The sequence below is a fragment of the Nonomuraea sp. NPDC050783 genome (assembly GCF_040802095.1).
Lineage (GTDB): Bacteria > Actinomycetota > Actinomycetes > Streptosporangiales > Streptosporangiaceae > Nonomuraea.
The window spans coordinates 50,459-69,413 of sequence record NZ_JBFAHK010000031.1 but is presented as its reverse complement, the minus strand read 5'-3'; the positions used below and the strand labels follow the sequence as shown (position 1 = coordinate 69,413).

Annotated in this window: 19 protein-coding genes; 6 read left to right on the top strand and 13 right to left on the bottom strand. The window is 73.3% G+C overall.

What is annotated here, in order from left to right; translation table 11 throughout:
• Nucleotides 1-124: 124 nt before the first annotated feature.
• From AB0H75_RS44855 to AB0H75_RS44840, 4 genes are all read right to left on the bottom strand, one after another.
• Nucleotides 125-1,615, bottom strand: a complete 1,491-nt coding sequence (locus tag AB0H75_RS44855) for a glycosyltransferase family 39 protein (protein WP_367807141.1) — start codon at nucleotides 1,613-1,615, stop codon at nucleotides 125-127.
• Nucleotides 1,616-1,633: 18 nt separating this feature from the next.
• Nucleotides 1,634-1,873 carry a hypothetical protein gene (locus AB0H75_RS44850; RefSeq protein WP_367807139.1) on the bottom strand — a complete coding sequence of 80 codons (240 nt, stop codon included), beginning with the start codon at nucleotides 1,871-1,873 and terminating at the stop codon, nucleotides 1,634-1,636.
• A gap of 31 nt (nucleotides 1,874-1,904) precedes the next feature.
• The gene (locus AB0H75_RS44845) at nucleotides 1,905-3,431 is read right to left on the bottom strand and encodes an FAD-dependent oxidoreductase (protein ID WP_367807137.1); all 1,527 of its coding nucleotides are present in this window, start codon (nucleotides 3,429-3,431) and stop codon (nucleotides 1,905-1,907) included.
• A gap of 348 nt (nucleotides 3,432-3,779) precedes the next feature.
• Nucleotides 3,780-4,100 carry an ArsR/SmtB family transcription factor gene (locus AB0H75_RS44840; protein ID WP_367807135.1) on the bottom strand — a complete coding sequence of 107 codons (321 nt, stop codon included), beginning with the start codon at nucleotides 4,098-4,100 and terminating at the stop codon, nucleotides 3,780-3,782.
• A 101-nt stretch (nucleotides 4,101-4,201) separates the two neighbouring features.
• On the opposite strand from AB0H75_RS44840, the gene AB0H75_RS44835 reads away from it, so the two are divergent.
• On the top strand, nucleotides 4,202-5,371 hold the full coding sequence (locus AB0H75_RS44835) for an MFS transporter (RefSeq protein WP_367807133.1): 1,170 nt from the start codon (nucleotides 4,202-4,204) through the stop codon (nucleotides 5,369-5,371).
• Nucleotides 5,372-5,404: 33 nt separating this feature from the next.
• Here AB0H75_RS44835 and AB0H75_RS44830 read toward each other — a convergent pair whose 3' ends face one another.
• On the bottom strand, nucleotides 5,405-5,611 hold the full coding sequence (locus tag AB0H75_RS44830; RefSeq protein ID WP_367807131.1) for a hypothetical protein: 207 nt from the start codon (nucleotides 5,609-5,611) through the stop codon (nucleotides 5,405-5,407).
• A 142-nt stretch (nucleotides 5,612-5,753) separates the two neighbouring features.
• Here AB0H75_RS44830 and AB0H75_RS44825 point away from each other — a divergent pair, with 142 nt between their 5' ends.
• A complete protein-coding gene (locus AB0H75_RS44825; RefSeq protein WP_367807129.1) occupies nucleotides 5,754-6,401 on the top strand; it encodes a hypothetical protein in 648 nt (215 codons plus the stop codon).
• A 104-nt stretch (nucleotides 6,402-6,505) separates the two neighbouring features.
• On the opposite strand, the gene AB0H75_RS44820 is transcribed toward AB0H75_RS44825, so the two are convergent.
• The 3 genes from AB0H75_RS44820 to AB0H75_RS44810 form a co-directional block, all read right to left on the bottom strand.
• A complete protein-coding gene (locus AB0H75_RS44820; RefSeq protein WP_367807127.1) occupies nucleotides 6,506-7,357 on the bottom strand; it encodes an SAM-dependent methyltransferase in 852 nt (283 codons plus the stop codon).
• A 47-nt stretch (nucleotides 7,358-7,404) separates the two neighbouring features.
• A complete protein-coding gene (locus AB0H75_RS44815; protein ID WP_367807125.1) occupies nucleotides 7,405-8,988 on the bottom strand; it encodes an alpha/beta hydrolase in 1,584 nt (527 codons plus the stop codon).
• 118 nt (nucleotides 8,989-9,106) lie between these two features.
• On the bottom strand, nucleotides 9,107-9,304 hold the full coding sequence (locus AB0H75_RS44810; RefSeq protein WP_367807123.1) for a hypothetical protein: 198 nt from the start codon (nucleotides 9,302-9,304) through the stop codon (nucleotides 9,107-9,109).
• 159 nt (nucleotides 9,305-9,463) lie between these two features.
• On the opposite strand from AB0H75_RS44810, the gene AB0H75_RS44805 reads away from it, so the two are divergent.
• Together AB0H75_RS44805 and AB0H75_RS44800 are read left to right on the top strand one after the other, a co-directional pair.
• Complete coding sequence (locus AB0H75_RS44805) at nucleotides 9,464-10,075, top strand: TetR/AcrR family transcriptional regulator (RefSeq protein WP_367807121.1); 612 nt, start codon at nucleotides 9,464-9,466, stop codon at nucleotides 10,073-10,075.
• 114 nt (nucleotides 10,076-10,189) lie between these two features.
• Nucleotides 10,190-10,498 (top strand): hypothetical protein, encoded by a 309-nt coding sequence (locus AB0H75_RS44800; RefSeq protein WP_367807119.1) that lies wholly within the window; start codon nucleotides 10,190-10,192, stop codon nucleotides 10,496-10,498.
• A 58-nt stretch (nucleotides 10,499-10,556) separates the two neighbouring features.
• Here AB0H75_RS44800 and AB0H75_RS44795 read toward each other — a convergent pair whose 3' ends face one another.
• Both AB0H75_RS44795 and AB0H75_RS44790 read right to left on the bottom strand, forming a co-directional pair.
• Nucleotides 10,557-13,325, bottom strand: a complete 2,769-nt coding sequence (locus AB0H75_RS44795) for a helix-turn-helix transcriptional regulator (RefSeq protein ID WP_367807117.1) — start codon at nucleotides 13,323-13,325, stop codon at nucleotides 10,557-10,559.
• Nucleotides 13,326-13,503: 178 nt separating this feature from the next.
• The gene (locus tag AB0H75_RS44790; protein ID WP_367807115.1) at nucleotides 13,504-14,553 is read right to left on the bottom strand and encodes a trans-acting enoyl reductase family protein; all 1,050 of its coding nucleotides are present in this window, start codon (nucleotides 14,551-14,553) and stop codon (nucleotides 13,504-13,506) included.
• 100 nt (nucleotides 14,554-14,653) lie between these two features.
• Between AB0H75_RS44790 and AB0H75_RS44785 the strand changes: the two genes are divergently transcribed.
• Together AB0H75_RS44785 and AB0H75_RS44780 are read left to right on the top strand one after the other, a co-directional pair.
• Nucleotides 14,654-15,256, top strand: coding sequence for a TetR/AcrR family transcriptional regulator (locus AB0H75_RS44785; RefSeq protein WP_367807113.1), 603 nt, complete (start codon nucleotides 14,654-14,656; stop codon nucleotides 15,254-15,256).
• A gap of 167 nt (nucleotides 15,257-15,423) precedes the next feature.
• Entirely contained in the window at nucleotides 15,424-16,674 is a 1,251-nt protein-coding gene (locus tag AB0H75_RS44780; RefSeq protein ID WP_367807111.1) for an alpha/beta fold hydrolase, read from the top strand.
• Nucleotides 16,675-16,695: 21 nt separating this feature from the next.
• Here the strand turns inward: AB0H75_RS44780 and AB0H75_RS44775 are convergent, their stop codons facing one another.
• The 3 genes from AB0H75_RS44775 to AB0H75_RS44765 all read right to left on the bottom strand — a co-directional run bounded on the left by AB0H75_RS44775 (nucleotide 16,696) and on the right by AB0H75_RS44765 (nucleotide 18,863).
• Nucleotides 16,696-17,382, bottom strand: a complete 687-nt coding sequence (locus AB0H75_RS44775) for a hypothetical protein (protein WP_367807109.1) — start codon at nucleotides 17,380-17,382, stop codon at nucleotides 16,696-16,698.
• Nucleotides 17,375-17,557 carry a hypothetical protein gene (locus AB0H75_RS44770; protein WP_367807107.1) on the bottom strand — a complete coding sequence of 61 codons (183 nt, stop codon included), beginning with the start codon at nucleotides 17,555-17,557 and terminating at the stop codon, nucleotides 17,375-17,377. Before AB0H75_RS44770 ends, AB0H75_RS44775 begins: the two co-directional genes overlap by 8 nt.
• Nucleotides 17,558-18,008: 451 nt before the next feature.
• Entirely contained in the window at nucleotides 18,009-18,863 is an 855-nt protein-coding gene (locus tag AB0H75_RS44765) for a hypothetical protein (RefSeq protein ID WP_367807105.1), read from the bottom strand.
• Between the last annotated feature and the right edge of the window lie 92 nt (nucleotides 18,864-18,955).

Below are 18,955 nucleotides of genomic sequence, written 5' to 3'. Positions count from 1 at the left end.
CAGGCCAGGCCCAGGCTCTGCTGATCTCCGGCCACCAGCCGGTCGCCGGAGCCTGTATCAAAGCCTCTCGCAACCGGGAGATGTCAGGGCGGGGTTGTTCCAGAACGAAAGGCCGGGCGATCCGTTAGCTGATGGTGCGGAGCCCGGGCCACATCGCGGTCCACGACGACTTCAGGCCGGCGCAGACCGAGACGGCCCTGCCCTGCTCCCCGTTCGGAACGCCCAGTCCGTTGTCGATCCGGGCCACGTCGTGGCAGCCGACGAAGAACCTGCTCCAGTCGGTGGGCCGCCAGTCGCCGACGTGGACGACGACGGTGCGTTGAGCCGGTGGCGGGCCCCATGACCAGTACGAGTTGTGACCGGAGTAGACGGGGGGCAGTCCCGATCCGAGCAGGTCGAGTGCGCTCGCCTCGCTGTAGTCGTTGGTCAGGATCACCGCTCGGGCACGCTCGCCGGCGGGCAGGGCTGCCACCGCGCCCTTGACCGTGGAGACGAACGCCGGCCAGCCGATCTGGTTCGCGGTGTCCGGCACCGTGGTCGGAAGGGTGCTGGCGGCATAGGTGGCGACGGGCAGGACCGGCAGGGTCAGGTACGCGAGGAGCAGACCCGAGACCAAGGCGGCGACGGTGAAGATTGCCCCCTTGATGCCGGCGTGGCCGCGTACGAGCCAGCGGTCGACGACGATCGAACCGGCGGCCATGAACGCGGCCGCGGTGCCGATCGCGTAGTAGGCCTTGCCTCCGGTCGCGACGACGAGGACGAGCGCGACGGGGCCCGCGATGCCGATCGCCCGCCACGCAACCGCGTTCCTCGAACGCAGGAGCCAGACCGCTCCGGCGAGGCTCACGACGAACAGGATCGGACCGGTGAAGAGCCAGAGCAGCGGCACGATCTGGGCGCGGTTGTCCGCCGCGTACCCGGCGATGCGCGAGGCCATGGTGAGCTGGGGCCAGCCGTTGGTCGCCTGCCAGACGAGGTTCGGCGCCCAGAGCAGGAGAGCGATCCCGATGGCCGCCCACGGCCACGGTGAACGGACGACGTCCCAGCGCCGGGCGGCGAGAAGGCTCAACGCCAGCCCCGCGGCCAGGAACAGCAGGGTGTCCTTGTTCTGCAGCCCTATCCCGGCGGTCAGGCCCACCGCCGGCCACAGGCGCCGGTCGGCACCGGCGAGAAGCCGGACCGCCAGCCACAGGACGATCGCCCAGGCGAGCAGGTCGAGACTTGTGGTGGTGTCCATGTGGCCGGCGGCGAGATAGCCGGAGACGGCGGCCGTGACGGCCGCCAGGAACTGCGCCCGCCGGGACCCGCCGAGGTCGCGTGCGATGAGCGCGACGAGGACGACGACGAGCGCCGCCTCCACGGCCGGCAGCACCCGGACCGCGGTCGGCGAGACGCCCAGCAGGCCCACCGAGGCGGCGGAGAGCAACGGGGTCAGCGGCGGCTGGTCGACGTAGCCGAAGGCGGGATGCCGGCCCGCCACGACGAAGTACATCTCGTCGCCCAGGAAGCCGTAGGCGCCCGAGAACGCCAGCAGCAGAGCGACTACCAGACCAGCCATCACGACCACCGGCCAGGGGACGGCGAAGGACCGGGTGCGCTGGGTGATGTCCGGCATTGCCACAGTGTGATCGCGCTACCGCCACGGCGCCAGGGCCTGTAGCAAGGTCGATCGGAGCCCTTCGTCGATCGCGGCGATGAGGATGGTCGCTTCGTAGCGCACGGCGAGTTCGTCGTGGCGGGTGGCGACAGCGCGGTGGCGTTCGAGGCGGTTGGTGCCGCGCTCGACCGCATCGCGCTGTCTGTGGACCTCGGGGTCGAAAGCCGGCGGCCGTCCTCCCCTGGACCCTTTGGCGCGCCGGCCGGCGGTCAGCACGATCGACAGCGGCTTTTCCGTGCGCCGAGCTTCAGGTGCCCGGTCGTCGCAGCCACTCGGCGAGCGCCTTCCCGACCTGTCCGGGGTCCGGGAAGGTCGCTGTCCAGGCGAGGTATCCGTCGGGTCGTACCAGGATGGTGGTGGCCCTGCCCAGCAGCAGCGGGCGGGAGGAGCGCAGGACGCGCAGCCGGCCGGGCCAGGGCTCGTCGCCCGCCGGAAGGCTCTGCGTGGTGTCGACGAGGACGAAGCGGCCGTCGCCGAGGTGCTCGTACAGCCGGCTCGCCCGATCACCGAGCGTGAGCGCCAGGTCGGGGACGCGGGTGCCGGCGAGCGGCGTGGCGGTGACCTGGCTCGGGACCGGATACGTGATGCCCATGCCGGAGAACGTCAGCCGGAGTCGTTCGGAGATGCGTGGCTGGTTGACGATCTTCGGAAAGAGGCAGGGACGGACGGCGCGGACGGCCGCGGGCGCTTCGGAGACGCGCCTCAGGGTGTCGGTCAGGCGCAGGACCTGGCGGCCGACGGGGTGGCGCTCGGATCGGTAGGTGTCGAGCAGCCACGGCGGCGCCCATCCCCGGTCGGCGGCGACCAGCTTCCAGGACAGGTTGGCCGCGTCCTGGATGCCGGTGCTCATGCCCATGGCGCCGAGCGGGGAGTGCACGTGCGCCGCGTCTCCGGCCAGGAAGACCCGGCCGACGCGATAGTCGCGCGCCTGGCGGCGCTCGCTCAGGAACCGGGTGGCCCAGCGCATCCGCGCCAGGCCCAGGTCCCGGCCGGTGATCCGCAGCAGCGCGTCGCGGACCTCCTCGATGCCCACCGGTTCGTCGAGGGGGACGCCCTGGCCGGTACGGTCCCAGATCGTCGCGCGGTACCACCCGTCCCCGAAGGGGGGCAGGAGCACGACGCCGTCATCGCCCATGAACGGATTGACCGCCAGCGGCAGGTCGGCGTCCAGCCGTACGTCGGCGAGCAGGATGCGGGTGGCGTAGGCGTGCCCGCTGAACCCCACCGACAGCAGGCGCCGCACCGCGCTGTGGGCGCCGTCGCATCCCACCACATGATCCGCCCGCTCGGTACGCCCGTCCGCCAGGGTGAGCGTCACCCCGGCGTCGTCCTGCGTCAGGCCGGTGACCTCCGCCCCGCGGACGATCTCCGCGCCGAGACCGCGGGCCCGCTCCTCCAGCGCCGCCTCCGTACGGGCCTGGCCCAGGATGATCAGGTAAGGGAAGGCGCTGTCCGGGTGACGCACGTTGAAGACGACCTCGCGGCCTTTGATCCCTTTGACGTGAGGACGTACCTCGGCGACCTTGAGACCCTCCGCGACCAGCCGGTCGGCCAGGCCGCGCATGTCGAGCAGTTCCAGGGTGCGGGCGTGGATGGCGAAGGCTCTGGTGAGGTTGGACTCCGCGGCCCTGCGTTCGAGGACCCTGACCGGACGCCGGCGGCGGCCAGGTCTCCGGCCAGCATGAGCCCGGTGGGGCCGGCCCCGACGACGATGACGCTCACGACGCCTCCAAGAGATACTTTGAGTACCGGTACTTCGAGTACCGCATGTCAAAGTGGTACTTGTAGTACCGGATTGATGTCAACCAGCCCGGATCCGTCACGTGACCGGTCCCGCTCCGGCGACAGGACCGTTTCGAGGAAGGCGCGGCTCACGGGGGCGCCGGCCGACGGCGTCTCGCCCGGCCAGGGGGAAGGCGAGGTCGAGGTCGCCGTCGTACAGGCGCCGGGCGGGGGCGGCGCGGGATTGTGGTTCAAGGTCAGCGTGGCGGCGGGAACGGCACTGGCGGACGGCGGTCACGACCGGGCAGGCGGGCCGGCCACGCTGTTCCTGGCCGCCTACCCGCGCCGGCGCCGGCGCGGACGGAGAACCCGGTCCACGAGCGGTGGCCGGCCGCACCGGTCACCGCGGGAGTCTGGGCGGGGTGGCGGTGAGGATGGAGGACAGCAGGCCGGGGAAGCGGCGCTCCAGGTCGTCGCGGCGCAGGCGGCTCGGGCGGGCCGTGCCGTCGATCCGGGTGGAGACGAGGCCGCTGTGGCGCAGGACGTTGACGTGGTGTGACACCGTCGAGACCTTCACCGGCAGATCGAGCGCGGTGCAGGTGGACTCCTCCACCTCGGCGAGCAGCCGGACGATGCGCAGCCGCATCGGGTCGGCCAGCGCCTGCAACACGGTGGCCACGTCGATCTCGTCGAGGTCGGGCTGCGCCATCCACGTCTCCATCGCGCCTCCTACGTGTCCGATGGCCGTCCCCTCTTACGATATCCATCGTAGCTCTATTACGATGTACGTCGTAATTTCCGACGCCTATCGAAGGATGCATCGTGACCTCGCCCTCCTGCGCCGGCCCGCGCACGCGCTGGCGCCTCCACGCCGCGGCGCTGGCCTTCGGCGCCTTCGCGGTCGGCACCGACGGCTTCGTCGTCGCCGGGCTGCTGCCCGCCGTCGCCACGTCCCTGCACGTCACCGTGGCCGCGGCCGGCCAGCTCGTGACCGTGTTCTCCGCCTCGTACGCGGTGCTCGCACCGGTGCTGGCCGCACTGACCGCCTCGTGGTCGCGCAGGACGGTGCTCGTCACCGCGCTGGCGGTGTTCGCCGCGGGCAACGCGATCACCGCGCTGGCCCCGTCGTACGGCCTGGTCCTCGGCTCGCGCGTGGTCGCCGCCGCCGGGGCCGCGCTGTTCACCGCGACCGCGAGCGCGACGGCGGCGCTGCTGGCCGGTGAGCGGGAACGCGGCCGCGCGATCTCCTACGTGATGCTCGGCGTGACCTCCTCGCTGGTCCTCGGCGCCCCGCTGGGCACGCTGATCGGCGGCCTGGCCGACTGGCGGGCCGCGATGTGGCTGGTCACCGCGCTCGCCCTGCTCGCCGCCCCCGCCATCGGGCTGCGCCTGCCCGCGGCGGCCGGACGCGGGAACGGTGACCTGCGCGCCTTCCTCGCACCGCTGCGCGACCGGCGGGTCGTCACCCTGCTGGCCGTCACCGTGGTGGCCTTCACCGGCATCTACCTGCCCTACACCTACGTCAGCGAGATCTTCGCGCCCGCCTGGGCCGGCGGCTCGGGGCTGGCCGTCCTGCTGCTGGTCTACGGCCTGTCCGGGACGGCGGGCAACCTCGCCGCCGGGCACCTCGCCGACCGGTACGGCCCCCGCCGGGTGGTCGTGACGGTCATGCTCGCCCTGGCCGCGGTCTTCGCTCTCGTCCCGCTGGGGCGCGACACGTTCGGGGCGGCCGTGGTGACCATCGTGGTCGTCGGGTTCCTGTCGTTCTCGGTCACGACGCCGCAACAACACCTGGTCATCAGCCTGGCCGGACCCGGCGCCGGGCTGGTCACCTCGCTCTACCAGTCCGCCGTCTACCTGGCCGTGTCGCTGTCGGGAGGAGCGGGAGCGCTCGCCCTTGAGGCGTGGGGCGCGCCCGGCCTGCCGTACCTGGCCGCCGGCCTGATGCTGGCCGCCGCCGCGCTGAACCGTACGCCCGCCGGGCGCGCCTGACCGGCGGCGAGACGGGCCCGTCACGACGGCGTTTCAACGCAGCAGACCGATGACCGCGCCCATCGCCTCCAGCGCGCCCTCGTGGACGGTGACGTGGCCGAAGCCGAGCCGGGCCGGCAGGCCGCTGCCGTCGTGCGCGGAGGAGGCGGCGCCGTTGAAGCCGATGATGTCGGCCTCGCGCGCGGCCGCGCCACCATCCGGCCCAGCGCCCCGGCCCTCCTGCACTTGTCCACTCCCCATACGAGGACTTGTAAGTCATCACATGGGGATATACCGTGGGCCGGCGAGGAGAAAGGCAGCCCGGCCCCACCCGGCGGGCGTCTCGCCGGAGCCCTCCGGCTCCTCGCCACCCCATCCCAGGATCAAGAGAAAGGCCGGTCCCATGCTCGATCTCCCCAGCGGCCCGCTCGCCACCGTCGACGCCGAGTTCGAGAAGATGGCGCTGGAGACCGGTGAGTTCACGTTCGGCCTGGCGGGCACCAGCGTGCGGGAGAAACTCCTGCAGGTGACGGCGCACGACATCTGCCGTGCCGGCTTCGGCCTGCCCTTCAAGATGCACGTCATCGCGCTGGACAGGCACGGCGTCCCGTACGCCGACATGCTGGCGCTCATCCGGTTCGTGGCCCCGTACTCCGGCTACCCGTCGGCGGCGGGGGCGCTCGGCCGGGTGGCGGAGCTCGCCGCCGAGCTGGGCCTCGACACCACCGCCGAGCCGTCCCTGGTGGCGGACGGCTCGGCGGGCGCCTCGTGGCCGGTGACCGACTCGTGGATGGCCGGTTTCCTCGCCTCGCGCACCGGGCGGGCCTGGGCGGAGGAGCGGCTGAGCCCGCGCGAGCGCGCCTTCGTCGCGCTCACCGCGCATGTCACCCAGCGGGCGCTCGGCGAGTCGTTCCGCCGGCACGTCGAGCTGGCCCTGCAGGTCGCCAGTGCCGACGACGTACGCGACGCCGTACGCTTCACCGCCGAGACGGGCATCTTCGAGGCGTGCGCCGCGCTGGAGGAGCTGGAGAGGATCCTGGCCACGCCGTGACCCGGGCGCGCCGGCCGCGGGTCACCCCGGTTCCGTGCCGGACCGCCTCCCGCTCCCGCCAGGCGCTCCCTCTCACCAGGCGCCCGCTCCCACGAAGCGCGCGGTCATCCGGCCTTCGCGAGCCGGGCGGTGCCCATCCAGCCGGGGCCCGAGCCGTCGCGGCCGGGGTCGAACGCGGGCGGCGCGGGGCGCCCGTACGCCGCGGCCACCTCGCAGACGTCCCGGGCCCGGACCGTCCACCCGTGCCGTCCGAACCACGGACCCGGCTCGCCCTGGGGACCGCCGATCCAGATGTCCGTCAGCTCGGCGGAGACCGCGGTCCTGGCCGCGCGCAGCGCCGGGTTGTCCGGAAGGTGCTCGAAGGCCACGACGCTGCCCGGCGCCGACAGGCGCGTCACGTGACCGAGCAGGCTGTCCGCGGCCACGGGGGTCAGGGCGTACAGGATGCCCTCCATGAGCCAGGCCGTCGGGACGCCGGGCAGGAACCCGGCCTCGCGCAGCGCCCGCGGCCAGTCCAGGCGCAGGTCGGTCGCCACCTCCACCCGCTCGCACGCCGGCACGGCGCCCCGCAGCACGGCGGACTTGAACGCCAGCACCTCGGCGACGTCGATCTCGAACACGCGCGTCCCGTCCGGCCAGGGCAGCCGGTACGCGCGCGCGTCCATGCCGGCGGCCAGCAGCACGATCTGCTCGCAGCCCTCCTCCGCGGCCTTCGTCAGCACCTCGTCGAAGTACCGGGTGCGCACCGCCACCTGCTCACCCATGAGGGCGACGAAGCCGGCCCAGCCGGTGGGTGCCGTGTCCCAGTAGCCGTTGCCGCCGGCCGCCTGCCTGAAGCGATCGGCGTACGGGTCGTGGAAGAGCCGGTCCTCGCGGCTGTCCTCCAGCGCGCGCAGGGCGGCCACGGCGATGCTCGTTCCGGCGATGCCCGCCAGGGACGGCGTGGGTGTGCTCATTTCTTCTCCTCAGATTCCTCGGGTACGACGGTTCTTCCGCGTGTCGGCTACTCGGCCCCGGGCAGCGCCGGGACGGCACCTCGCACCGACTCGCGGGCGGAGGCGGCCGAGGCGGCCGTCGGCACCGGCAGGGCGTGGCCGGGGATGCTGATGTCGCCGCTGGGCAGCTTGCCGTCCACGAGATAGTCGGCGCCGATCCGCTGCGCCGCGGGGTTGATGGACAGGAACGGGCCGGCGAACACGGTGTGCTTGCCCGAGTCCAGCTCCGTGACCAGCACCGAGCTGGGCAGCGCCTGGTGCATCTTGAGCGCGCCCTCGTACGGGGTGGCGGCGTCGTCGACCGAGTTGAACATGAGGATCGGCGGCAGGCCCGCCCCGGTGGGCAGCACCCGCTGCCGGCTCGGGACCGTCCAGCTCGCGCACGCGGAGCCGCTGGTCCACATGTTCAGGTAGGCGAACTGCGAGGTCTGCGCGGACTTGCCGGCGTCGCGCTCGTACTCGATGGTCTCGGCGGGGAACGGCGCGTCGCGGCAGATGATCGCGTTGTAGGCGGCGTTGTAGTTCTCGTTGGCGGCGTCGGCGGAGGGGGCGGCGAAGGCGACCAGCATGCTGTCGTCGTGGTTGACGACGTAGTCGCTGAGCGCCTGGGCCAGCGGGATCCACAACGACTCGCTCATCGCCGAGCCGTAGGCCAGCGACAGCAGCTCGCTCCCGCCGACCTCGCCGTGCGGGGTGGCGCGGAACTCGGCCAGGGTCGCGTTCCAGGCGGCGCGCGTCCGGTCGAGGGTGGTGCCGAGGTGGAAGACGTCGTCGTACGTGGCGACCCAGCTCAGCCAGGCGTCGTGGCGCTTCTGCAGCTTCTCGTTCTGGGCGAGGGTGGCCTTGTACCACAGGCGCTCGGGGGTCGGGTCGACGTTGCCGTCGAGGATCATGCGGTCGACGCGGCCGGGGAAGAGCGTGGCGTACACGGCGCCGAGATAGGCCCCGTAGGAGAACCCGAGATAGCTGATCTTGGATTCGCCGAGCTGGGCCCGGATCTGGTCCATGTCCTGGGCCACGTCGCGGGTGCCCATGTGGGCCAGGAGCGGGCCGGCGTTCCTGGCGCAGGCCGCGGAGAAGTCGCCCCACTGCTTCCAGAGCTTGAGCCGGTTGGCGCTCGCGTCCGGGTCCGGCTGCGGTCCCGCCCAGAAGGACGGATCCACGCAGCTGATGGGCGAGCTGTGCGCGACGCCGCGCGGGTCCAGGCCGATGACGTCGTAGGCGGCCAGCACCTTGGCGGGGAGCCTGGTGTTGCCGGAGGCGTCCGGCTGGGTCAGCCGGCCGATGTAGTCGGCCCCGCCCCTGCCCGGGCCGCCCGGGTCCATGAGCATGACGCCGCGCCGCTTGGCCGGGTCGGTCGCGGCCGACTTGGAGATCAGCAGCGTCGTCGTGCCCGCGGCGGGGTTGGCGTAGTCGACGGGAACCCGCACGTTGGCGCAGGTCAGGTGGGGGTACGGCGTGGCGATGTCCGCCGGGCAGGCCCCGAAGACGAGGGCGGACGACCTCTCGGGCGCCGCCGCCTGCGCCACCGCCGTTCCGCTGGACGCCGCGACGACCAAGGCGGTCACGCCGAGAGAGATGAGCTTACGCATTGAGCCCCTTGCGTACGGATCAGGGTTGACGGCCTGAAGGTAGATCGGCGCGAGGCCCGGCACATCGGTCGCGTGACGGGAACGTACGGGGCGGCATCTGACAACCAGCTGTTGCGGATCAGTCATCTGACCGGTTTCGCCGCCCGGCCCGGTCGACGGCGGTCAGGTCCCAGCACGCGATGCCGGCCGCCGCGAAGCGCGGTGGCGATCCGCGTACCGCCGCCAGGAGCCGCGCTCCCGTGCCGGGGGTTTCCCACAGCTCCAGGTATCGGCGCAGCAGCCGCTCCCCCGGGCCGACGACGTCGCCCTCGTACACCAGCGCCAGCAGGGACCGGGTCGGCGGGTCGACCCGCAGGGCGGCGTCGAACAGCCCGTCCTTGCTGCCTTCGGACTCGCGTTCCGGTACCGAGCGTACTGGTTCATCGTGATTGGTACTCTCAGTACCGGATACCGGCCGATCAGTGTGGGGGTGCCGATGCCGGCCAGCCGCGGAGGGCGCAGGCCCGATCCCGAGGTCGACGAGGCCATCAGGGCGGCCATGGCCGAGCTGCTCTTCGAGCGCGGCCTGGACATGACGTTCGACGACGTGGCGGCACGCGCCGGGGTGGGGCGCACGACGGTGTTCCGCCGCTTCCCGACCAAACGCGCGTTGCTGGTCGAGGCGTTCTCCCAGGTCAGCCTCAAGCGCTTTCACCTGCCCGACACGGGCTCCGTCCGCGACGACCTGTGCGAGCTGCTGACCGTCATCATGCGGGAGTTCGGCAGGCCGCAGTTGCGCATGCTGCTCAGGCAGGGGCTGGGCGAGGCGTGCCGCGACCCGGACTTCACCGGGCTGTTCCGCGACGTCATGGACCGCCGCCTGGAGCTGATCTCCTCGCTGGTGGAGCGGGGGGTCGGGCGCGGCGCGTTCCCGCCGGGCACCGATGCCAGGCTGATCGCCGACCTGATCTCGGGAGTCATCTCCGTCCGCGTCGCCGACGGCAGTCCCCTGCCCGGCGCCGAGGAGATCTCCACCCTGGTCGACGGCCTGCTCCACGGCTTCGCCTCCCCGGTGCCCGGACGCAGGAGGCGTTCCCCGGTCGCGTGACCGATCCGGCCCGCCCGGCGGACCGGTCACGTGCCTGATGCACGACGATCACCGCGTGCTCAATAGTGTGACCCGTCGCGAGATCCGGATCCCCCGAGGAGTGCACCCATGTCGATGACCAAACGTTTCACGGCTGCCCTCGCCACGGTCGCGGCCGTCTCGGCGGCCGGCGTGCTCATGGCCGGCCCCGCCGGCGCGGCCCCGGCGCCGGGCGGGACGTTCGGCGCCTGCGCGGAGCTGGAGGTGACCCACTACGGCTTCGCCAAGGTGGGCAACGACTGCCCGGACTCCATCAAGGGGACCGTCGTCCTGACGGACGGCACCGTCATGCCGTGCCTGTGGATCCCGCCGGGTGGCAGCAGGGGCTTCAGATGGGACGGTCCCGTCCGGGGCGACTACGCCAAGGACTGCCCTGAGGAGTGACGGCGGAGATCCTTGAAGGGCGGGCGGGCCGGCCGGGTCGTGGCCGGCCCGCGGGCTCTCAGCCGGTGAGGCACTCGCCTTCGTCCAGGTCCAGCCTGGCCAGCTCGGCGCGGGAGGCCACGCCCAGCTTCGGGTACGCCTTGTAGAGGTGGTAGCCGATCGTGCGCGGGCTCAGGAAGAGCTGCGCCGCGATGTCCCTGTTGCTGAGGCCGGTGGCGGCCATGCGGATGATCTGCAGTTCCTGCGGGGTGAGCCGGTCCAGCACGCCCTCGGACGGGCGTCCCTCGCCGGTCTGGCGCTCCCCCGCCGCGCGCAGCTCCGCGCGGGCCCGGTCGGCCCACGGGCGCGAGCCCAGCCGTTCGAAGATGTCCAGAGCCGAGCGGAGCTGGCGGCGGGCGTCGGCGCGCCGGCGCAACCGCCGCAGCCACTCGCCGTACAGCAGCTCCGTACGGGCCCGCTCGAACAGCCGGCCGCCGCGCAGGTGCAGGTGCAGGGCCTGCTCGTAGTACCGCTCGGCCTCCTCGTCGGGGGCGAGCAGCGCGCGGCAGCGCAGCGCCACAGCCTCCGCCCACGGGGACGGGGTCTGCGCCGCCCACATCTGCACCCGCTCGGACGCGGCCACGGCGAAGTCGTCGCGGCCGGCCCGCACCGCCGCCTCCACCAGGTCCGGCATGCGGTGCATGACCATGACGGCACGGGCGGCGGGCCCGAACGCGCCGAACTCCTCGGCCCTGCGCAGCGCCGCCTCCGGCCGGCCCAGGCCGAGGTCGAGCAGGTTCAGCGAGACGCAGCGCATGCCCCCGGTGGCGGCGTCCCGGACGTCGGCGATCTGTTCGGCGAGTTTCAGGCACCGTTCCTCGTCGCCTTCGAGCGCGGCCAGGTACGTCAGGACGCCGACGAGCAGGGCCGCGTAGTAGCCCTGATCGGTGTCGCGGGCGACGCGCAGCCCCTCCTCGGCGCTGGCCAGCGCCTCCCGGTGCATCCCGAGGAACATCTGCGACCGCGCCACCAGCGCGAGCGCCAGCGGCAGGAGCCCGATCGCGCCCTGGGCCCGGCACTCGCGCTCGATCGCCACGGCCCTGTCGTGGGCCATCGAGTCGTCGCCGATCACCAGGTCCCAGATGGCGAGCTGGGCGCGCTCCTGCAGCTCCACCGGCTCGGTACGGTCACGCAGGCCCTCGATCATGTCGCGCAGCCACGCCAGGCCGGCCGGCGGCTCCTCGCCCGCCAGGCCCCCCATGCCGGTCAGCACCCGCCTCATCGGCTGGAGCTGCCCGCCCTTCGTGCTGTGCAGCTCGGACACCCGGGTGGCCGTCCGCGCGAGTGCCGCGTAGTCGCTGCCGATCCAGGCGGGGGTGAGCGCCTCGAAGAACAGCGTGATGGCCATGTCCTCGGCCTGGCCGATGATGGCCTCGGCCGTCCCCGCGAGCAGCGCGTGGGCCTTTCCCGCCTCGCCGTGCGCCATCGCGATCATCGCCCGGGTGCGGGCGAGGTAGGCCAGCGCCTTGGGGTCGGCCACGTCCGAGGCCGCCCGGTCGGCCAGGTCGCCCGCGCGCTCGTACAGGCCGGCCTCGGCGGCCGCGGCGGCGGCGAGGGTCAGCCGGCGGCCCCGCTCGCGCGGGTCGGGGCTGAGCTGGGCCGCGCGCTCGCACGCGGCCGACACCGCCGCGTGGCCGCCCCGGGCGCGGGCGTGCTCGGCGCTGCGCTCCAGCGCCGCCGCGCTCTCCTCGTCGGGCCCCGTGGCGGCGGAGGCCAGGTGCCAGGCCCAGCGGTCCACGTCGCCGGGGCGCCCGGCCAGCGTCTCCGCCAGCGCGCGGTGGGCGGCCAGCCGCCGTACCAGGGAGGCGAGGTGGTAGGTGGCGCTGCGGACGAGCGGGTGGCGGAAGACGACGCGCCCGTCGCCGATGTGCACCAGACCGGCGGCCTCGGCGGTGTCGAGGTCCGCCAGGTCCACGCCGAGCTTGCGGGCGGCCGCCAGGATCACGTCGAGGGCGCCGGTGTCGTCCGCCGCGGCGACCAGCAGCACCGTTCGCGCCCCCTCGGGCAGGCGGGCGACGCGGTCGCGGAACGCCTGGTGCACCCGGCCGGAGGCAGGGCTGGAGCCGATGCCGATGGCGTGGATGGGCGCCTCGTCCGTGGATTGCGCCGCGGTGAGCAGGGCGGGCAGCTCCAGCAGGGCCAGCGGGTTGCCCTGCGCCTCCCGCAGGACGCGTTCGCGTGCCCGCGCCGCCAGGTCGCCGGCGTGCGCGGCCAGCAGCTCCGCGGCGCGGGTCGCGTCGAGCCCTGTCAGGCGCAGGTCCGGCACGCCGGCGGCGGGGAAGGCGTGCTCGTCCTCGCGGGCGGCGAAGAGGAGCGCCACCCCCTCGGCGTCCAGCCGGCGAGCCGCGAACATCAGCGCCTCGGCCGAGGCGTGGTCGAGCCACTGCGCGTCGTCCACCAGGCACAGCAGCGGGCGCCGCTCGGCGAGGTCGGCCAGCAGGGTGAGCAGGGCGAGCCCGACCAGGAACCGGTCGCCGTCGTACCCGGGCTCCAGGCCCAGCGCGCCGCGCAGGGCCCGGGCCTGCACCTCGGGCAGCACGTCGATGGTGCCGGCAGCGCCGCGCAGCAGCAGGTGCAGCCCGGCGAAGGGCAGCTCCATCTCCGGCTCGAAACCCGCCCCGCGCAGCACCCGCATCCCGTCGCCCGCCGCCTCCGCGGCGTAGTCGAGCAGTGCCGATTTGCCGATCCCGGCCTCTCCGCGCAGCACCAGCGATCCGCTCTTCCCGGCCCGGGCAGCGGCGAGCAGCCGATCGACCGCCGCCCGCTCCCTGATCCGCCCTATGAGCATGAGCATCCCCATTCGCCCGGCGTCGCCCGGCCACCAGCACAGATACGCGCGACGGCTTCCCCCGCGGTCCCGCCCCCGCGGTCCCTGCCGCGACGGCGTGCCGGTGGGCGGTCCGTGGCTCTCACGGTAGCGGCACAGCTCTCTGTGCGAATCCGTCAAACGACCAGTCAGGCCGCGTTCACTTCCCGCCGGCGACGACGCTCCACTCGACGCCGTACGATGCCAGGCCGTCCAGGAAGGCGGCCGGGTCGAACGCCTGCGCCGGGCTCAGCACCCCGGCCTTGGCCTCGCCCGCGGCCAGGCGGCGCGCCGCCTCGACCGTGAACACCGCGGCGCTCCCGTAGATGTCGTGGGCGTGCACCACGCCGGTGGCGCGCCGGCCGTCCGCGCCGACGGCCTCGGCCACGATGGTGAACTCCGAGACGGGGCGGCGTTCGGCGGAAGGGCCCTCGGGCAACCGGCCGATGATGGCGTCCCACTGGTCGGCGGGTGCCTGCATGAGCGAGACCAGCTCCGGGCCGAACACGGCCGCGTCGGTGATGATCTCGACGCGGCGGGCCCGCACGTGGCGGGGCACGGTCACGATCTCCGCGCCCGGCCACCGCGTCGTCGGCCGCTCCTCGCTCTGGCCGGGGAAGGTGAACGACGTGCGCTTGACGGCCAGGCCCTCGGCGGACCGCCACCGCCCCTCCTCGTAGGCGAGGTCGCCGTCCAGCAGTACCTGGAGCGAGGATCGGATGGTGCCCCGGGTCATGTCGAAGTCGTTGGTCTGGTAGGCGATCGTCAGCTCGTCCAGCGGCTCCACCTCGGCGCCCGCGAGGTGCGCGATCATGTCGCCCGGCAGGATGTCGAAGCCCACCGCGGGGACGACGCACACGCCGGCCTCCTCGGCCTGCCCCGCGTAGGTGTCGAAGACGTGCCGCAGGAACAGCTGCTCGGCGGAGGTGTCGACGTAGTGGGCGCCGGCCGTGATGGCCGCCCGCACGACCGGGTCGCCGACCTGGGAGAACGGCCCGGCGCAGCCGATGACCACGTCGCAGCCGTCGAAGGCGTCGGCGAGCGCCGGGACGTCGTCCGCGTCGGCCACCACGACCTCGGCTCCGCCGGCGACCTCCCGCAGCCGGGACGCGTTCCGCCCGGAGACCACCACGTCGAGCCCTCTGCGGAGCGCTTCGGCCGTGACCAGTCTCCCGGTATAGCCGCTCGCCCCGTACACCGCGACCTTCATGTCGAGAACTCCTTGCTCGTCGTGATCGGTACCCCGACCCTAGAAGCGTACGATCGTACTTGTCAATGCGATCGGTCGTATTCCGACGTAGGATGACGGCATGCCGACGACCCGCCCCGGAGACGAACGCCGCCGCGCCATCCTCCAGCGCGCGCTCAACGTGGCCACCCTCGACGGCCTGGAGGGCATCACCCTGGGCAAGCTCGCGACGGAGCTGGGCATGAGCAAGAGCGGCGTCCAGGGCCTGTTCGGCACCAAGCAGGACCTGCAACTGGAGATCGTGGCGGCGGCCACGCACGTCTTCCAGGAACGGGTCCTGGGCGTGGCCGAACGCGCCGACGACGGCCTACCCCGCCTGCGCGCGCTGGCCGACGCCTGGATCGACTACCTCGACACCTTCGAGGGCGGATGTTTCTTCTGCGCCGTCGCCCCCGAGTTCGACGACCGCGACGGGCCCGTACGCGACGCGATCGCCGAGGTCGCGCACACCAGTGACAGGATCCTGCGCAAGCAGATCCGCCTCGCCCAGCGCCTGGGCGAGCTGGCCGACGACGTGGACGCCGACCAGCTCATCTTCGAGATCCACGCCGCCGTCCTGCAGGCCAACTACGCCCGCAGGCTCCTCAACCGGCCGGACGCCTACGACCGCGCGCGCCGCGCCATCCACGACCGCCTCGACCGCGCCCGGCCCGCGCGGAGGTAGCTCGAAGAAGGAAGACCCGGCCGTCTCCGTGGCCTCCCGCACCCGCGCCACGGCGATACCCGACGAGGTTCTCGTGACCCCTACGGACCGCGACGCCGCGCGGCTTGTCACACCGAGCCGCCCTGCCCCGTCCATAGCGCGAGCAACTCACCGTCGAAGGGATCGACATGAATCTCCTCCGCAGATCCGTGACCGCGGCGCTCGCCGCCGCGACCGCGATGACCACGGCGTTTCCGGCGTCCGCCCAGGCCGAGCCCTACCCTTGCGACACCTGGTGCCAGGCCGCCTTACGACAGCAGCAGGCCAACGCCCTGCCCCGCACGCGTTTCTACGACACCACCGCCCCGCTGCCCTGGGCGCCGGCGGGCACCCTGATCCGCCAGGAGGCCGCGAGGGACCACGCCGTCGCGGGCCGTACGTTGCCGGCCACCCGCCTGCTCTACCATTCCCGCACGGCCGACGGCCGCGATCGCGCGGCCTCCGGGGTGGTCCTGCTCCCGGAGGGCAGAGCCCCGAAGGGCGGCTGGCCGGTGGTGGTGGACGCCCACGGGGCCAGCGGGACCGCCCGTGGCTGCGCCCCCTCGCTGATGCGCGACCTCTATCACGGCGACCAGATGGCCCGCTTCCTCGACCGGGGCTACGCCGTGGTCGCCCCTGACTACGCCGGCCTGGGCACGGACGGAGGGCACGCGCTCGGCGACAAGACCGCCGCCGCCAACGACGTCATCCACGGCCTGCGTGCGGCTCGCCACGCCGTACCCGGCCTGTCGCGGAGCTGGGTCGTCTGGGGCCACTCGCAAGGAGGGGCGGCGGCGCTGTCCGTCGCCGAAACGCAGGCCGACCGGCCTGAGCCCGGCTACCTCGGCGCCGTGGTCACCTCACCCGGCGCGAACCTCACCCAGATCGTCCGCCACGCCGCCCAGCAGCCCGGGCTCGGCGGCTTCGTCCCGCTGATCGCCGCCGGGGCTCGGGCGGCCGACCCCGGCCTGCGGTTGTCGCGGCTGCTGACACCGCAGGCGATGGACCGGCTGGAAGCGGTGGAAAGCCAGTGCCTGGGCGTGGTCGCGGCCGTCTACAACGACCTGACCGGCTCCGCGCTCGTCCGGCCGGGATACCTCACCGACCCGCGCTTCGCCCGCTTCCTCGAACGCAACAGCACAGGGCAGAGCCCGGTGGCCGGCCCGCTGCTGCTGCTCCAGGGCGAGGCCGACACTCTGGTCACCAAGGCCATGACCGACGAGGTGGCCGGCTCACTGTGCCGCGCCGGCGCGCGCGTCGACTACCGGACGTATCCAGGGCTGGCGCACGACACCTATCCCGGCCAGGTCACCGGCATCGACGACGGCGCCATGCCCGACATCCTGGAATGGATCGGCGACCGGTTCGCCGGCGGACGGGCCGCCTCGACCTGCCCCTGACCGCTCCAGTACGTCCGGTGATCACGATGCCTGCGCGGGCCTCCCGCCGGGCCGGACGGAAAGACCCGCGGTGACCAGGCCGCCGGCCCCCGCCAGCGCCAGGAGCACGGCCTCGGCCCACAACGCCGTGCCGACGCCCTCCAGGTCATCGCTGACCCGCGGCCGCACGCGCCGCCGCGGGTCCACCATCACCTCGACGGTCGTGCCGGCCCTGGCCTCGCACGCCGCCCGATCCGGCTGGGTGTCGACGGGGAAGTCGTCCGTCCACTGATCGGCGAAGACGCCGCCCAGGACGTACGTGCAGCGCACGCCGCGCCTGGCCTTGTCCACCTGCACCAGGGAGATCCGCGCCCGCTCGGGCACGCCGTACCAGTGCTGGTACGCCTGCTCCAGGTGGACGGCCGCGTTCACGCCGAGACCCGCGCCGAGCAGCATCGCGGCGACGAAGCAGCCGACCAGCGGCGCCGGATCACGCCTCGCGGCCGAGAAGACGCCGACCACGGCACCCAGCACCGCGCCCAGCACGATGCCGGCGGCGATGGACACGACCAGCGCCAGAGCCGCCCAACCCATACTGGCCGTGGCCGCGAACACCCCCACGGTCGCGCTCACGGGCAGCAGGCAGACCAGCAGGAAGGCGGCACCGGCCAGCAGGGCCCGCGGCACCGCGCGCGGCCCTCCGCCGGCCGGCGGTGACGGGTCAGCCATCCGCGCCACGGAGCTCCCGCCGGAAGATCCCGCCCAGAGCCGAGCGCGGCACCGCCTCGACGAACCGCACCTGACGCACCTTCCCGTACGGAGCCGCGACCCCCGCCGCGTACGCCATCACATCGTCCTCGCCCAGTTCGCTGCCCGGCCGCTTGACCGCGAATGCCCTCGGCACCTCGTCGCTCCCGCATCGTACCTATCGGCGGCGGCGGCGACGGCGACGGCCTCGCGAGCGAGCGGCACCTGCACACCCCTTGTACTTGATCGGCTCCTTGGCCCGATCGACGACGAAGAGCCAGCCGTCGCCGTCCACACGCCCCACGGCTCCACGCCGTCTCCGATCATGGCGGCCGTCACCGGGACGGCCCAGACAGCCCTTCATCACCAGACGGCCGCGGATGGCGGTCTCCCCGGCTTCGCCTGGCCCGGCGTCCCGGCCGGGGCGGCCAGATCGAGCAGCCGCGGTTCGGTGCCCGGCGGCGGCCACCGCGGACACCGGCGTGATCACCGCCCCGGCTCACACGGCGCCGTAGAGCACCACTGAACAGAGGACGGAGTCGGGGCTGTGAACGGCTGGCACGTCCCCCTTTCGCAACCCGCCCGATCAGCAGGCCGATCGGGCGCTGTCACGCCTGTCGCAGGATGTTCCGGGCGAGGCCGAGCAACGCCTTCTTCGCCTCCGCCATCCTCCGGAACTCCCCGGGATGCTGCCGGATGACGCCGAGCTGGACGCGGCGGTCGGCCTCGGCCCAGATCGGGATGAGGTTCGTCTTCTGTTTGCAACGTATGTCCGCCCGCGCCACGGCCCGCTCCCGGTCCGACGGTTGCTCGGTCTTCCACCACGCGCCGTCACCGACCGCCTCGAACGGGCCGGGATAGAGGTACCCGGCCTCTTTCATGCAGGCGCTCCACTCCCGGATCACGGCGAGGACTTCGGGCGCGCGCTGGGCCGCCTCGAACGCCTGCGAGGAGTACCTGTTGAGCGGCTCCAGCCAGTCCTGGGGCGCCTTGCCCGTCACCTGGGCGCGAGCGCGGCCCCGGCAGCCACCGTGGTGCCCTTTCGCGCCGTCGAGGGTCAGTTTCTCCCCGGACGGGAGTTTCTCCCGGGCGGCCCACACGGCGTTACGACGCGCCTGCGCGGCGGTGGGCGACGGCAGGTGGTAGCCGTAGCGGGCGGCGTCATCAGCGTCCATGATCCCGTAGCGGCGCGCGTGGGGCGACCTCGTTCCCGCGGCCGAGGGCGCGGGCAAACTCTGCCAGGTCAGCCCCTGCTCGCGCATGCAGGCACCGATCAGGACGTCCTGCGCGGCCTCGATGGTGTGGACGTCGAACTGCGAGAGCTCGTATGCGTCGAAGGGCAGGCTCATCGCGGCGGAGGCCGGCTCGGCAGGCGAGACGTCGGAGACAGAGAGGTGACAGACGACAGCGGCCGCGGCGATCAGCGGCAGCGCCGTCAGGGTGATGAGGAGGGGGCGCGCCATGAGGGGCATGAGTCCTCCAGAACGAGATGCCGGGGTTCGCCGGCGGGCTCCGACACTAGGAGCCGGCGCTGACCGGCCGCATCCGTCACGTA

Excerpts from the sequence above, each read along its gene's own strand:
- AB0H75_RS44780 (WP_367807111.1), top strand. The coding sequence starts at position 15,424 with ATGAATCTCCTCCGCAGATCCGTGACCGCGGCGCTCGCCGCCGCGACC.
- AB0H75_RS44765 (WP_367807105.1), bottom strand. The coding sequence starts at position 18,863 with ATGGCGCGCCCCCTCCTCATCACCCTGACGGCGCTGCCGCTGATCGCC.
- AB0H75_RS44790 (WP_367807115.1), bottom strand. The coding sequence starts at position 14,553 with ATGAAGGTCGCGGTGTACGGGGCGAGCGGCTATACCGGGAGACTGGTC.
- AB0H75_RS44795 (WP_367807117.1), bottom strand. The coding sequence starts at position 13,325 with ATGCTCATAGGGCGGATCAGGGAGCGGGCGGCGGTCGATCGGCTGCTC.
- AB0H75_RS44775 (WP_367807109.1), bottom strand. The coding sequence starts at position 17,382 with ATGGCTGACCCGTCACCGCCGGCCGGCGGAGGGCCGCGCGCGGTGCCG.
- AB0H75_RS44815 (WP_367807125.1), bottom strand. The coding sequence starts at position 8,988 with ATGCGTAAGCTCATCTCTCTCGGCGTGACCGCCTTGGTCGTCGCGGCG.
- AB0H75_RS44830 (WP_367807131.1), bottom strand. The coding sequence starts at position 5,611 with ATGGGGAGTGGACAAGTGCAGGAGGGCCGGGGCGCTGGGCCGGATGGT.
- AB0H75_RS44855 (WP_367807141.1), bottom strand. The coding sequence starts at position 1,615 with ATGCCGGACATCACCCAGCGCACCCGGTCCTTCGCCGTCCCCTGGCCG.
- AB0H75_RS44805 (WP_367807121.1), top strand. The coding sequence starts at position 9,464 with ATGCCGGCCAGCCGCGGAGGGCGCAGGCCCGATCCCGAGGTCGACGAG.
- AB0H75_RS44785 (WP_367807113.1), top strand. The coding sequence starts at position 14,654 with ATGCCGACGACCCGCCCCGGAGACGAACGCCGCCGCGCCATCCTCCAG.
- AB0H75_RS44820 (WP_367807127.1), bottom strand. The coding sequence starts at position 7,357 with ATGAGCACACCCACGCCGTCCCTGGCGGGCATCGCCGGAACGAGCATC.
- AB0H75_RS44825 (WP_367807129.1), top strand. The coding sequence starts at position 5,754 with ATGCTCGATCTCCCCAGCGGCCCGCTCGCCACCGTCGACGCCGAGTTC.
- AB0H75_RS44840 (WP_367807135.1), bottom strand. The coding sequence starts at position 4,100 with ATGGAGACGTGGATGGCGCAGCCCGACCTCGACGAGATCGACGTGGCC.
- AB0H75_RS44800 (WP_367807119.1), top strand. The coding sequence starts at position 10,190 with ATGACCAAACGTTTCACGGCTGCCCTCGCCACGGTCGCGGCCGTCTCG.